We start from the raw sequence: 13,215 nt of genomic DNA on the forward strand, positions 1-13,215 counted from the left end.
CGGAATGACGACTGGGATAGAGTCATGTCCATTCTCGAAAACACCATCTCCCCCGGCAGCGCCGCGTACCAGGCCAGCCGTGACGGCATGCTCGCGCTGATCGACCGCATGCGCGCGCTGGAAGAGCGCACACGGGCGGCGTCGGCCGCAGCCAAGGATCGCTTCCACAAGCGCGGACAATTGCTGCCGCGCGAACGCGTTGCCCTGGTGCTCGATCCCGGCGCGCCCTTCATCGAGCTGTCCACCCTCGCGGGCTACATGTTCGACGTGCCGGATGCGAACAAGAGCGTGCCCGGCGGCGGCGTCATCGCCGGCATCGGCTTCGTCTCGGGCATTCGCTGCATGGTCAGCGCCAGTGATTCCGGCATCGATGCCGGCGCGCTGCAGCCTTACGGTCTCGACAAGACGCTGCGGGTGCAGGAGCTTGCGCTGGAGAACAAGCTGCCTTACGTGCAGCTCGTCGAAAGCGCCGGCGCAAACCTGCTGCGCTACCGCGTCGAGGATTTTGTCCGCGGCGGCAACATCTTTCGCAATCTGGCGCGTCTTTCCGCGGCCGGCCTGCCGGTCGTCACCGTGACGCACGGCTCGTCCACCGCGGGCGGCGCCTATCAGACCGGCCTCTCCGATTACATCGTCATGGTGCGCGGCCGCACCCGTGCGTTCCTCGCCGGACCGCCGCTGCTGAAGGCCGCGACCGGCGAGATCGCGACCGAGGAAGAGCTCGGCGGCGCCGAGATGCATACGCAGGTCTCCGGCCTCGGCGATTACCTGGCCGAGGACGATCGCGACGCCCTGCGCATCGCGCGCGAGATCATGGCGGCGCTGGAATGGGAGCGGCCGGGCAGGGCGACGCCAGAATTCAAGCCGCCGCGCTACGCCCAGGACGAACTGCTCGGCATCATGCCGATGGACCACAAGCGTCCGGTCGACATGAAGCAGGTGATCGCGCGCATCATCGACGATTCCGATTTCACCGAGATGGCGCCGAATTACGGGCCTGCGACGGTGTGCGGCCATGCCCGCATCGAAGGGCAGGCCATCGGCATCATTACCAACAATGGCCCGCTCGATCCTGCCGGCGCCAACAAGGCGACGCATTTCATCCAGGCTTGCTGCCAGACTCGCACACCGCTGCTCTATCTGAACAACACCACCGGCTATATGGTCGGCAAGGCTTACGAAGAAGCCGGCATGATCAAGCACGGCTCCAAGATGATCCAGGCGGTCACCTCGGCGACGGTGCCGCAGATCACCATCTATTGCGGCGCCTCCTTCGGGGCCGGAAATTACGGCATGTGCGGGCGCGGCTTCCATCCGCGCTTCTGCTTCTCCTGGCCGAATGCCAAGACGGCCGTGATGGGCGGCGAGCAGGCGGCCGAAACCATGGCGATCGTGACCGAAGCCGCCGCGGCGCGCCGCGGCAAGCCGATCGAGAAGGACAAGCTGGACGCCATGAAGGCGCAGATCGTCGGTGTGTTCGACGGCCAGATGGATGTGTTTTCCACCAGCGCGCGTGTGCTCGACGACGGCGTGATCGACCCGCGTGACACCCGCGCGGTGCTGTCGGAAGTGCTTGCGATCTGCCGCGAGGGCGATGCGCGCACTCCCCAACGCATGCAGTTTTCGGTGGCCCGCCCATGAGGAACGGATCAGTGCAGCACCGGCCGTTCTTCAAGGTCCTGGTCGCCAATCGCGGCGAGATCGCGTTGCGCGTGATGCGTAGCGCGCGGCGCTTGGGCTTGAGCGTCGTCGCGGTCTATTCGGATGCCGACCGCGATGCGCTCCACGTGCGGCAGGCCGATCAGGCCGTGCGCATCGGCGAAGCGCTTCCGGCGCAATCCTATCTCAGCATTCCCGCGATCATCGGAGCCGCGAAGGCGAGCGGCGCGGATGCCGTCCATCCCGGCTACGGCTTTCTCGCCGAGAACGAGGAGTTCGCCCGCGCCTGCAAGGAGGCCGGTCTCGTCTTCATCGGCCCGTCGCCGCAGGCGATCGAGGCAATGGGCAACAAGGCCGGCGCCAAGGAGATCATGAAGAAGGCCGGCGTCCCCATCGTGCCCGGCTATCAGGGCGCAGACCAGGGCGACGAGGTGATGCTCGCGGAAGCCAGAAAGATCGGCTTTCCCGTGATGATCAAGGCGGTCGCCGGAGGCGGCGGGCGCGGCATGCGGCTCGTGGCCGATGCGGCTTCGTTTCCCGATGCGCTGCGCAGTGCGCGTTCCGAGGCGAAGGCCGCGTTCGGCGACCCCACCGTCATCCTGGAACGTGCGATTCAGAACCCGCGTCATATCGAGATCCAGGTGTTCGGCGACAGCCACGGTAACGCCATCCATCTCGGCGAGCGCGATTGCTCGGTGCAGCGGCGGCACCAGAAGCTGATCGAGGAGGCGCCGTCACCCGCAGTCACGCCCGAATTGCGCGCGAGGATGGGCGAGGTCGCGGTCGCCGCGGTAAAGGCGCTGCGTTACGAGGGGGCGGGGACGCTGGAGTTCCTGCTCGACGAACGTGGCGAGTTCTACTTCATGGAGATGAACACGCGTCTCCAGGTGGAGCATCCCGTGACCGAGGCGGTCACCGGGCTCGATCTCGTCGAGTTGCAGCTGCGCGTCGCGCGCGGTGAGCCTTTGCCGGTGAAGCAGCAGGACATCCGCTTCGAAGGCCATGCCATCGAGGTGCGGCTGTGCTCGGAGGATGCCGCGCAGGATTTCATGCCGCAGTCTGGGCGCATGGCACGCTGGCAGGTGCCCGACGGCGTCCGCGTCGAGCACGCGCTGCAGTCGGGCTCCGAAATCCCGCCGTTCTACGATTCCATGATCGCCAAGATCATCAGCCATGGTGCGAGTCGCGAGGAGGCGAGGGGACGGCTGATCGTCGGCCTGGAGCAGCTCACGGCGTTTGGCGTGACCACGAACCAGGCGTTCCTGATGTCCTGCCTGCGTCACTCCGGCTTTGCCAAGGGCGAGGCGACGACAGCCTTCATCGGTGCGCATCGCGACGAGCTGCTGGCGCCGCGCAGGGGTGCTGCATTCGATACGGTGTTGGCGGGCTTGCTGCTCTACGTCACAAATCCGCGCGCGCCTGCCTGGCAGAGTGGTCGGAGTCTGTCCGCAACGTTCCCGCTTCCAGCGAAACTCGAGATCGCCGGCCACGTCCACGAGCTCGAAGTCACGCGCGAGCGCGATGGCAGCTACACCGTCGCCACCGACGGCCGTCAGGACAGGTTCGAGATCGAGCAGCTCGATGCCGATGCGATCCGTTTTCGCCATGATGGTGTGATGGACAGCGCCAAATTCCTGCGCGATGCCGACCGGCTCTACCTCCAGCATCGCGGCATCCCGCTTGCGGTGATTGATCTCACGCTGGCGGCGCCGAAGGCTGCAGCAAGCAACGGCGGTGACGGCAAGGTCCGCGCCGCCATGAATGGCCGCGTCGTCGCCGTCCTGGTCAAGCCGGGCGACCGCGTCACCGCGGGCCAGCCGGTGCTGACGCTGGAAGCGATGAAGATGGAGCACGTCCATAAGGCCGGCCTCGACGGCATCGTCGCGGCGGTCGACGTTGCCGAAGGCGAGCAGGTGACGACAGGCAGGATCGTGGCGGAGATCGGGGCAGGGTAGCGCCGCGAATGCAGTATCGGGTGGGCAACGGCGTATGGCGCCGTGCCTATCGCCGTGGTAATCAAGAAAATACCAAAAGTTTCAATACGATAGGTCGCGAATCATGCCTTTGCGCAATTCGTATTGAACGACGTTCATTTTCGCGCTACAAATATGAACATTGTTCAATTCGTGTGGAGGCTCGCATGCCGCGCGCAACGCTCCCTTCGGTGTCCAGGCAGCTGCCGTTCGCCGCACCAACGGTCCGCGAAAAATGCCTGGTCGGCGCGCTGTTCGTCCTTGCGGTGGTGCTGCTGCTCGCACCTGCGCTGCCTGCCGCCGCCTGGCACATCCCGCATTTCGTTGACACCCGCCCTTGGCTGGGTGTGCCCAATGCCGCCGACGTGCTGAGCAATCTCGCCTTCCTCGCGATGGGTGTCTGGGGCACGGAGCGGCTGCGCACCCGGAATGATGCGCCCGTGGGTGCAGGCTGGTTCTTCATCGGACTGATCCTCACCTGCTTGGGCTCAGGCTTCTATCATCTGGACCCCGACATGCCGCAGCGGCTCGTGGCCGATCGCGTCGGCATGGCGGTGGCGTTCGCGGGCTTTCTCGGCATCGCGGCCAGCGAGCGCATCAGCGTGCGCGCAGGCGAAGCGGTGCTGGTGCTGATGATGGTTGCGGGGCTGCTCGCGGCCTGGGTGGCACACGAGAATCTCACTCCATGGGCGGTCGTGCAATTCGGCGGCATGGCTCTCGCCGTGGGACTGGCGTTCACACGACCCCTGCCGGGTGCGCTTGGCGTGCCGCTCGGCGGCGTGATCTTCTTCTATGTGCTGGCGAAGCTCTTCGAACTCGGTGACGCGACAGTGTTCGAAGCGACCGGGCACATCGTCTCGGGCCACACGCTCAAGCATCTGGCCGCGGCGTTGGCGGCCTGGCCGGTGATCCGGGCATTGCGGCCTACTGGCCGCGCCCCGTCCCCTCATTGAGCAAGCACGCCACCTGGTGTCCGTCGCCGGCGTCCACCAGCGCCGGCCGTTCCGTCTTGCAGCGTTCCATCGCGAACCGGCAGCGCGTGTGAAACGCACAGCCTGAAGGCGGGTTGACCGGGCTCGGCACGTCGCCGTCGACGAGCGGAGCGAGCTTCTTCGCGAGCGGGTTGGCGACGGGCACCGACGCGAGCAGGGCCTGCGTGTAGGGATGACGGGGGTTGCGGAACAGCTCGTCCTTCTCGGCGATCTCGACGATGCGGCCGAGATACATCACCGCGACGCGGTGGCTGATATGGGCGACCACGGCGAGATCGTGGGCGATGAAGAGGTAGGAGAAGCCGTGCTGACGTTGCAGGTCGATCAGGAGGTTGATCACCTGCGCCTGGATCGAGACGTCGAGCGCGGACACCGGCTCGTCGCAGACGATCAGGCGCGGCTCGAGCGCAAGGGCCCGTGCAATGCAGATGCGCTGGCGCTGGCCGCCGGAGAACTGATGCGGGAAGTTGCGCATCTGGTCGGGTCGCAGGCCCACTTGTTCGAACAGCCTTGCGACGCGCGCCTCTAGCGCCTTGCCGCTTGCAAGCCCGTGCACGGCGAGCGGCTCGCCGACGATGTCGCCCGCGGTCATGCGCGGATTGAGCGAGGCAAACGGGTCCTGGAACACGATCTGCATCGAACGGCGGTGAGGGCGCAGCGCCGTCTTCGACAGATGGGTGATGTCCTCGCCGTCGAGGCGGATCTGGCCCGAGGTCGGCTCGACCAGCCGCAGCACGCTCCGCGCCACCGTGGACTTGCCGCAGCCGGATTCGCCGACGAGGCCGAGCGTCTCGCCGGTTCCGAGCGCGAATGAGACGCCGTCGACCGCATGCACGGTGCCGACTTGCCGGCGCAACACGCCGGCGCGCACCGGGTAGTGCTTCTTGAGGTCGGTGACTTCGAGCAGCGCTTCGGTCATGCCACCTCCGCGACTTCTTCCGCGCGCCAGCAGGCAGCGAGATGGCCGCCGCCCCAGTCGGCCAGCGGCGGATACTCGGCCTCGCAGCGCTTGATCGCGAGCTTGCAGCGCGGCGCGAAGGCGCAGCCCTTCGGCAGCCCCACCAGCGAGGGCACCGTGCCGGGGATCTCGTTCAGCCGCGCCTGCGCCGGGACACCGGATGCCGGGACGGCCGGGATCGAGGCCATCAACCCGCGCGTATAGGGATGCATTGGCGAGGCGAACAGTGTCTCGACGCTGGCCTCCTCGACCTTTCGCCCCGCATACATCACGATCACGCGCTGCGCCGTCTGCGCGACGACTCCGAGATCGTGCGTGATCAGCACGAGGCCGGTGCCGAGCTCCTTCTGAAGGTCGAGGATCAGCGCCAGGATCTGCGCCTGGATGGTGACGTCGAGCGCGGTGGTCGGCTCGTCCGCGATCAGCAATGCCGGCCGACAGGCCAGCGCCATCGCGATCATCGCGCGCTGGCGCATGCCGCCGGACAGCTGATGCGGATATTCCCGCGCACGTCGTGCCGGCTCGGGAATGCGCACCAGGCGCAGCATCTCGACCGCGATATTCTGCGCTTCCTTCGACGTGATGTTCCGATGCAGCCGCACCGCTTCGGCGATCTGGTCGCCGATTCGCATCACCGGATTGAGCGAAGTCATCGGCTCCTGGAAGATCATGGAGATGCGGTTGCCCCTGACCGCGCGCATCTGCGCTTCATCCAGCGACAGCAGCTCGGTGCCTTCGAGCGTGACGGAGCCGCCGACGATGCGACCGGGCGGATCGGGCACGAGCCGCATCAAGGACAGCGCGGTGACGCTCTTGCCGCAGCCGGATTCGCCGACGATCGCCAGCGTCTCGCCGCGTCCGACATTGAACGAGAGATCGTCGACGGCCTTGAACAGGCCGGAATTAGTGAAGAACACCGTCTTCAGGTTCTTCACGTCGAGCACGAGATCGGATTTGTCCGCCATCAGCCGCGCTGCCTCGGATCCAGGATATCGCGCAGGGCGTCGCCGAACAAATTGGCTCCGAACACGGCGAGGCTGATCGCGATGCCCGGGAAGATCACGAGCCACGGCGCGGTGCGGACATATTCGGCGGCGGATTCCGACAGCATGCGCCCCCATGACGGATAAGGCTCGGGAATGCCGAGGCCGAGGAAGGACAACGAGGCTTCGGTGAGGATGGTCGAGCCGAGCTGCGCGGTCGCCAGCACGATCAGCGGCGCCAGCGTGTTCGGCAGCACGTGGCGCAGCGCGATCCGCATCTCGCTCATGCCGATCGACTTGGCGGCTTCCACGAACGGCTGCTCGCGAAGCGCCAGCGTATTGGCGCGGATGACGCGCGCGACCGTCGGGATCAGCGGAATGGCGATGGCGATGATCACATTGGGCAGCGAAGGGCCGAGCGCCGCCGTCATCACCAGGGCCAGCACCAGGAGCGGCAGCGCCTGGAGAACGTCGGAGACGCGCTGGAAGACGAGATCGACCCAGCCCGAGAGATAGCCGGAGGTGAGGCCGACGATCACGCCGATGGTGCCGCCGAGCGCGGTCGAACCGAGCCCGACCGCGAGCGAGATCCGCGCACCGTGGATGATGCGGCTGAACACGTCGCGACCGAAGGAATCGGTGCCCATCCAGTGCGCGAGGCTCGGTCGGGCCAGCGCGCGGGCGGAATCGACCGTCAGCGGATCATAGCGCGCGATGAAGTCGGCAAAGATCGCGGTCAGCACGAACACCGTCAGGATGACGAGGCCAGCCGCGCCCAGCACATGCCGCTGCGCCATGAACAGCACGCGCCGCCAGCCGCCGGTCGCATATGCGCCGGCCCGCCTCAGTTCAACGTCGAAGTCGATCGCAGCCAAGCTGGTCTCCTAGTCCGTGTATCTGATGCGCGGGTCGAATACCGCGTAGAGCATGTCGACGGTGAAATTCGCGAACACCACCACGACCGCGATGAACATCACGAGATTCTGCACGATCGGATAGTCGCGCCAGCGGATCGCCTCGACCAGGAAGCGCGCGACGCCGGGAATGTTGAACACCGTCTCGGTGACGATCAGGCCGCCGATCAGGAACGCCGCCTCGATGCCGATCACGGTGATGACGGGCAAGATCGCGTTCTTCAGCGCGTGGTGATAGTTCACCGCCGCTTCGGAGGCGCCCTTGGCGCGGGCGGTGCGGATATAGTCCTGCCGCAGCACCTCCAGCATCGAGGAGCGGGTGATGCGCATGGTCAGCGCGGCGCTGCGGAAGCCGACGGCGGCCGCCGGCACGGCATAGGTCGCGAACGCTTCGAGCCAGGTCTGCGGATTCGGATTGAAGATCGGCATCTGGCCGAACATCGCCACCGATGCGGTGAGGATCAAAAGTCCGAGCCAGAACGAGGGCAGCGACAATCCGCTGAGGCTGACGATGCGGAGCGCGTAGTCGAGCTTTGTCCCCTGCTTCACCGCGCTGATGACGCCGAGCGGAATGCCGATCGATGCCGAGAACAACAGCGCGAGGCCGGCGAGCCGCGCCGTGATCGGGATCCGCGGCAGGATCTCCTGCAGCGCCGGCTTTTCCGAGACATAGGAGTAGCCGAGATCGCCGCGCAGGAATCCGCTGATCCAGTGCCAATATTGCACGATCAGCGGCCGGTCGATGCCGAGCTCCTTCTCCAGATTGGCCTTATCGGCCGGGTCGACGTAGCCGGCGGCCGCGAACAGGATGTCGACGATGTTGCCGGGAACGATCCGCAGCAGGAAGAAGATGACGATCGAGATCCCGAACAGGGTCACGAGCATCAGCAACAGGCGCCGCACCAGATAGGCAAACATGCACCGCCTCCCGTCGAACCCGTCAGCCGCCCGCGGCGTGCGCTACTTGTCCAGCCACACATCCTCGTAGCGATAGCCGTTATAGGAGCTGTTGGTCATGACGGTGAGGCCCTTGACGTAGGGCTGCCAGCAGCTGCCCATGCGGCTGTGGAAGATGATGGGCCGTGCGACGTCCTCCTGCAATTTCTTGTCGATGTCCCAGACCAGCTTCTTGCGCTTGTCGACATTGGTCTCCTGCGACTGCACGTCGAACAGCTTCTCGATCTCCTTGTTGCAGTAATTGGTGTAGTTGCGCTCAGAGCCGCAGGAATAGTTCTCGTAGAAGGACTGGTCGGGATCGTCCACGGCGTTGCCGGTGAGATTGAGCCCGATCATGTAGTCCTTGCGCGCGACCTTCGGGAACCAGTTCGCGGTCTCGACCACGTCGACCTCGCCGTCGATGTAGATCGTCTTGAGCTGGTCGATCAGGATCACCGCGGGATCGCGATAGATCGGGATGTTGCGGGTGGAGACCTTGACGGCGAGATGCTTGTCCGGCCCGTAGCCGGCCTTCTGCATCAGCTTCTTCGCCTCCTCGCGGTTGGCCTTCACGTCGGGGCCATAGCCGGGAATGGTCTCCAGCATCTCCTTGGGCATACCCCACAGGCCGTTCGGCGGTGGCAGCATGGTGCCGCCGATGTCGCCCTGGCCCTCGAACATGATCGAGATGAAAGCCTTGCGGTCCAGCGCCATCGCCATGGCGCGGCGGATGTCGACATTGTCGAACGGCGGCGAGGACGAGTTGACGATGATGTTGGTCGACACGTTCGTCGGCGCGATCTCGCATATCACGTTCGGCGCCTGCGATTTGACGTCCTTCACCAGCGGAATCGTCACCTCCGTCGGAAACGTCATGTCGAACTTGCCGGCGATGAAGGCGAGGATCGCAGTCGAGCGGTTCGGGATGATGGTGAGCTCGATGCCGTCGAGGTAAGGCCGGCCCTTGCGCCAATAGTCGGGATTGCGGGTCAGCTTGATGGATTCATTGGCCTTGAACTCGACGAACTTGAAGGGGCCGGTTCCGATCGGATGCGTGCGCATCTCTGCCGGCGAGACATGGCAGGGATAGACCGGGGTGTAGCCCGAGGCGAGCAGCGCCAGCAGGGAGGGCTGCGGCCGTTTCAGGTTGAAGGAAACCTCGAAGTCGCCATTGGTCGAGATGTCGTTCACCTGGTCGTACCAGGATTTGCGCGGGTTCTGCCGGAACTTCTGCTGCGCCTTGCCCATCAGCATGTCGAAAGTGCATTTGACGTCGGCCGAGGTGAACGGCTTGCCGTCGTGCCATTTCACGCCCTGGCGCAGCTTGAAGGTCAGCGTCTTGTTGTCGTTCACCCAGGCCCAGCTCTCCGCAAGCTCGGGGACGATGCTGTCCATGCTGTTCTGCGCCACGTCCTGCTTGTAGATGGCGAGATTGTTGAACACGGGCATGAAAGGAACGTTGAGCGAGTAGGTCGCGCCTTCATGGATCGAGGCATTGCCGGGGCTGTCGCGGTGATACATCCGCAAAATGCCGCCCTGCTTGGGCTCGCCGGCGAGCGTGGCGGTTGAGGCCGTCAGCACAGATAGCGCCGCCATTGCGGCGAGCGCCCACACGCTCCGCATGCTCATCCTCCCTGGACAACGGCCTTTTGCGGCCTGTTTGTCAGACGATAGCGAGGCGCGTGCAGCGAGGCAACCCGCAAGGCCACCCAGCCTCTCGACAATTCGGATGACGGCAGGCTGCGGGGCTTACACTTTCACAATGCGAGAGTGCAGGTGCGAACGGTTCCTGCGCGGGTGTTGGTCTCGACTGCCGCAACAAACTCCACCGTCGTCCCGGACAAGCGCGCCTTAAGCGCGCTTGTCCGGGACGACAGCAGAGAGTTTGTGGCGCTTGCCTGTGCGCGCTATCCAGCACGCCCCTCACACGATCCGCGACGCCTTGTTCCCCCAATACCGATCCCGCAGCAGCCGCTTGTACAACTTCCCTGTCGGCAGCCGCGGCAACTCCTTCTCGAAATCGACCGAGCGCGGCACCTTCTGCCGCGACAGCGATTTTGCGCAGAACGCGATCAGCTCTTCGGCGAGAGCCGGCCCCGGCACCACGCCCGGCATCGGTTGCACCACGGCCTTGACCTCTTCGCCGAGATCGACGTTGGGCACGCCGAAAACGGCGGCATCCGCCACCTTCGGGTGGGTGATCAAGAGGTTCTCGCATTCCTGCGGATAGATGTTCACCCCGCCGGAGATGATCATGAAGGTCGCGCGGTCGGTCAGGTACAGGAAGCGGTCGGCGTCGACATAGCCGACGTCGCCGACCGTGCTCATGCTGCCGTCGGGCGAGCGCGCCTCCCTGGTCTTCTCGGGATCGCTAAAATATTCGAACGGCGTTGCCGTCTTGAACCAGACCTGGCCCGGTGTGCCGGTCGGGCATTCCCGCATATTCTCGTCGAGAATGTGGAGATCGCCGAGCAGCACCTTGCCGACCGTGCCGCGATGGGCGAGCCATTCCTCGCTGTTGCAGGCGGTGAAGCCGAGGCCCTCGGTCGCGCCGTAATATTCGTGGATGATCGGTCCCCACCATTTGATCATGTCGTCCTTGACCAGGGCCGGGCAGGGCGCGGCGGCGTGGATCGCGATCTCCAGCGAGGACAGGTCGTAGCGGCCACGCACCTCCTCCGGCAACTTCAGCATGCGCGAGAACATCGTCGGCACCAGCTGCGTGTGGGTGATGCCCCATTGCTCGACGAGCTGGAGGTAACGCTCGGGATCGAAACTCTCCATGATGATCACGGTGCCGCCCATGCGGATTGTGAGGTTCACGGCAGCCTGCGGGGCGGAGTGATAGAGCGGTGCGGGCGACAGATAGACCATGCCTTCCCGGGTAGTGCCAAAGCTTCGTCAGAAAATCGAACAGCGGCAGATTGTGCTTCGGCGGCTCTTCCGGCAGGGGCCGCAAAATGCCCTTCGGTCGTCCCGTCGTGCCGGACGAATAGAGCATGGCGGTACCGAGCCACTCGTCGGCGATCGGCGTTTTGGGTAGCTCGGCAGTCACCTCCGCGAGCCCGACGATACGTTCGCTCTCACCGGGGCCGTCGGCGACGATGCAGAGCCTGACGTCGGGGCAGGCCTTGATAGCCTCGCGCGCGATGTCGAGCTTGGCCATGGACGTGATCAGGATCTTCGACTGGCTGTTGACGAGGAGATAGGCGAGCTCGCCCGGCGTCAGGAAGGAGTTGATGCAGGTGTAGTAGAGCCCGGCGCGTTCACCCGCGCCGCAGGCTTCCAGATAACACGAATTGTTCTCCATGAAGATCGAGTAGTGATCGAGCCGTTTCAAGCCGTGCTTGCGGAACAGATGCGCCAGCCGATTGCTGCGTGCCTCGAGCTCGCGATAGGTGACGGTCTCGCCCGTCGCCGCCATGATGAAGGCGGGCTGCAGCGGGCGCAGGCGGGCATGCGTACCAGTATACATCGATCCTCCGGCTTTCGATCAGGCGGCAAGAAGCAGGATTTCGCGCACGTCGGCGGGGCCATCGATCTTGCGTGGGTTGCGCGGAATCCAGTTCGTGCGCATCGCCTGTTCGGCGATGGCGTCGAAATGCTGCGGCGATACCCGCACGTCAGCGAGGCTGCGCGGCATGCCGAGCGAACGGATGAAGGCATCGAGCACATCGGCGGCGTTGTGGCCGGGATAGCCCATGGCGGCGGAAACGATCATTTGCCGCTCGGCGTTGTCGCGCGCATTCCAGCGCATCACCGCCGGCAGCATGATGCAGGAGGTGTAGCCGTGCGGCACGTCGAAGGCCGCGCCCAACACGTAGCCGATGCCGTGGCTCGCGCCCATGGGCACGCCGGCTGAAAGTGCGCCCATCGACAGCCAGGTGCCGATCTGCGCGTCCATCCGCGCGTCGAGATCGGCAGGATCGGCCTTCACCCGCGGCAACGCATCGGCGAGCATGGCGAGTCCCTTCACCGATTGCGCATCCGCATAAGGGTGGGTCTCGCGCGAGCAGATCGCTTCGACGCAATGATCGACGGCGCGGATGCCCGTGGACAGGAACAGCCATTCCGGCGTGTGCACGGTGATGGCGGGATCGAGGATGGTCGCGCGCGGCACAATGAGCGGATGCCGCAGCATCTGCTTTACATGCGTGCTGCGGTCGGTGACTCCAGCGATCGCGCTGAACTCGCCGCCGGCGATCGTGGTCGGCACGCTGATCTGCCGCACGCCTGGCGCGGTCATCTCGGGCGCGGTGCCCTTATGGACGCGGATGCGCTCGAAGCCCTCGATGTCGTCGATGCCGTTGGCAAGGCAGAGCTGCACCGCCTTGGCCCCGTCGGTGATCGAGCCGCCGCCCACGGTGACAATGAGGTCGGCTTGCGCCTCGCGCGCCGCTTGGGTCGCCGCGATCACCGCTTCACGCGGCGTATGCGCCGGCATGGCGTCGAACAGGCCGGCACAGCGCTCGCCGAGCGCCTGCGTGATCTTCGCAATTTCGTCGGTCTGCCGGTTCAGCGTGCCCGAAACCATCAGGAACGCGCGGCGCGTTCCCAGCCGGTCCATCTGCGCGACGATGGCGCCGGCAGCGGGATGGCCGAACACGACCTCCTCGATCGCGCCGAAAACGACACGTCCCTGGTGCACGCCGTCCTCCCCGGACAATTCGTCTTGTTCTTGTGCCGGCAGCCTAGCCGAGTGGCGGCCGTCCGTCATGCGCGAAGGCGCTGGGGTGGCCTCTCTGCTCCCTTGCACGGTTCTTACCGGGAGATTGGCGGGAAGAGAGCCCTGTCAACGCG

9 protein-coding genes and 1 pseudogene are annotated in these 13,215 nt (G+C 65.3%); 3 read left to right on the forward strand and 7 right to left on the reverse strand.

Features of this window, described 5'->3' with window-relative positions:
- Nucleotides 1–24: 24 nt before the first annotated feature.
- From ABIA42_RS35190 to ABIA42_RS35200, 3 genes are read left to right on the forward strand one after another with little or no spacing between them, the layout of a single operon-like run.
- On the forward strand, nt 25–1,641 hold the full coding sequence (locus ABIA42_RS35190; protein ID WP_370116532.1) for an acyl-CoA carboxylase subunit beta: 1,617 nt from the start codon (nt 25–27) through the stop codon (nt 1,639–1,641).
- Nucleotides 1,638–3,614, forward strand: coding sequence for an acetyl-CoA carboxylase biotin carboxylase subunit (locus tag ABIA42_RS35195; RefSeq protein WP_370116530.1), 1,977 nt, complete (start codon nt 1,638–1,640; stop codon nt 3,612–3,614). The genes ABIA42_RS35190 and ABIA42_RS35195 overlap by 4 nt, the downstream gene beginning before the upstream one ends.
- A gap of 8 nt (nt 3,615–3,622) precedes the next feature.
- Nucleotides 3,623–4,585, forward strand: a complete 963-nt coding sequence (locus ABIA42_RS35200; RefSeq protein WP_370116527.1) for a hypothetical protein — start codon at nt 3,623–3,625, stop codon at nt 4,583–4,585.
- On the opposite strand, the gene ABIA42_RS35205 is transcribed toward ABIA42_RS35200, so the two are convergent.
- The 7 genes and pseudogenes from ABIA42_RS35205 to ABIA42_RS35235 form a co-directional block, all read right to left on the reverse strand.
- Nucleotides 4,557–5,543, reverse strand: a complete 987-nt coding sequence (locus ABIA42_RS35205) for an ABC transporter ATP-binding protein (RefSeq protein ID WP_370116524.1) — start codon at nt 5,541–5,543, stop codon at nt 4,557–4,559. The genes ABIA42_RS35200 and ABIA42_RS35205 overlap by 29 nt on opposite strands.
- Complete coding sequence (locus ABIA42_RS35210) at nt 5,540–6,547, reverse strand: ABC transporter ATP-binding protein (RefSeq protein WP_370116521.1); 1,008 nt, start codon at nt 6,545–6,547, stop codon at nt 5,540–5,542. The genes ABIA42_RS35205 and ABIA42_RS35210 overlap by 4 nt, the downstream gene beginning before the upstream one ends.
- Nucleotides 6,547–7,440 (reverse strand): ABC transporter permease, encoded by an 894-nt coding sequence (locus ABIA42_RS35215; RefSeq protein WP_271527405.1) that lies wholly within the window; start codon nt 7,438–7,440, stop codon nt 6,547–6,549. Before ABIA42_RS35215 ends, ABIA42_RS35210 begins: the two co-directional genes overlap by 1 nt.
- 9 nt (nt 7,441–7,449) lie before the next feature.
- Nucleotides 7,450–8,397, reverse strand: coding sequence for an ABC transporter permease (locus ABIA42_RS35220; RefSeq protein ID WP_271527404.1), 948 nt, complete (start codon nt 8,395–8,397; stop codon nt 7,450–7,452).
- 42 nt (nt 8,398–8,439) lie between these two features.
- Nucleotides 8,440–10,038, reverse strand: coding sequence for an ABC transporter substrate-binding protein (locus ABIA42_RS35225; RefSeq protein ID WP_370116516.1), 1,599 nt, complete (start codon nt 10,036–10,038; stop codon nt 8,440–8,442).
- A gap of 300 nt (nt 10,039–10,338) precedes the next feature.
- Nucleotides 10,339–11,890 (reverse strand): annotated as a pseudogene (locus ABIA42_RS35230) (AMP-binding protein).
- Nucleotides 11,891–11,908: 18 nt separating this feature from the next.
- Entirely contained in the window at nt 11,909–13,063 is a 1,155-nt protein-coding gene (locus tag ABIA42_RS35235; RefSeq protein ID WP_370116510.1) for an iron-containing alcohol dehydrogenase, read from the reverse strand.
- Nucleotides 13,064–13,215: the final 152 nt, after the last annotated feature.

The sequence above is a fragment of the Bradyrhizobium sp. USDA 327 genome (genome assembly GCF_041262065.1).
Lineage (GTDB): Bacteria > Pseudomonadota > Alphaproteobacteria > Rhizobiales > Xanthobacteraceae > Bradyrhizobium > Bradyrhizobium liaoningense.

What these genes read in the sequence shown, in the direction of transcription:
- ABIA42_RS35190 (WP_370116532.1), top strand. Translation starts at nt 25, where the DNA reads ATGTCCATTCTCGAAAACACCATCTCCCCCGGCAGCGCCGCGTACCAG.
- ABIA42_RS35195 (WP_370116530.1), top strand. Translation starts at nt 1,638, where the DNA reads ATGAGGAACGGATCAGTGCAGCACCGGCCGTTCTTCAAGGTCCTGGTC.
- ABIA42_RS35200 (WP_370116527.1), top strand. Translation starts at nt 3,623, where the DNA reads ATGCAGTATCGGGTGGGCAACGGCGTATGGCGCCGTGCCTATCGCCGT.
- ABIA42_RS35205 (WP_370116524.1), bottom strand. Translation starts at nt 5,543, where the DNA reads ATGACCGAAGCGCTGCTCGAAGTCACCGACCTCAAGAAGCACTACCCG.
- ABIA42_RS35210 (WP_370116521.1), bottom strand. Translation starts at nt 6,547, where the DNA reads ATGGCGGACAAATCCGATCTCGTGCTCGACGTGAAGAACCTGAAGACG.
- ABIA42_RS35220 (WP_271527404.1), bottom strand. Translation starts at nt 8,397, where the DNA reads ATGTTTGCCTATCTGGTGCGGCGCCTGTTGCTGATGCTCGTGACCCTG.
- ABIA42_RS35225 (WP_370116516.1), bottom strand. Translation starts at nt 10,038, where the DNA reads ATGCGGAGCGTGTGGGCGCTCGCCGCAATGGCGGCGCTATCTGTGCTG.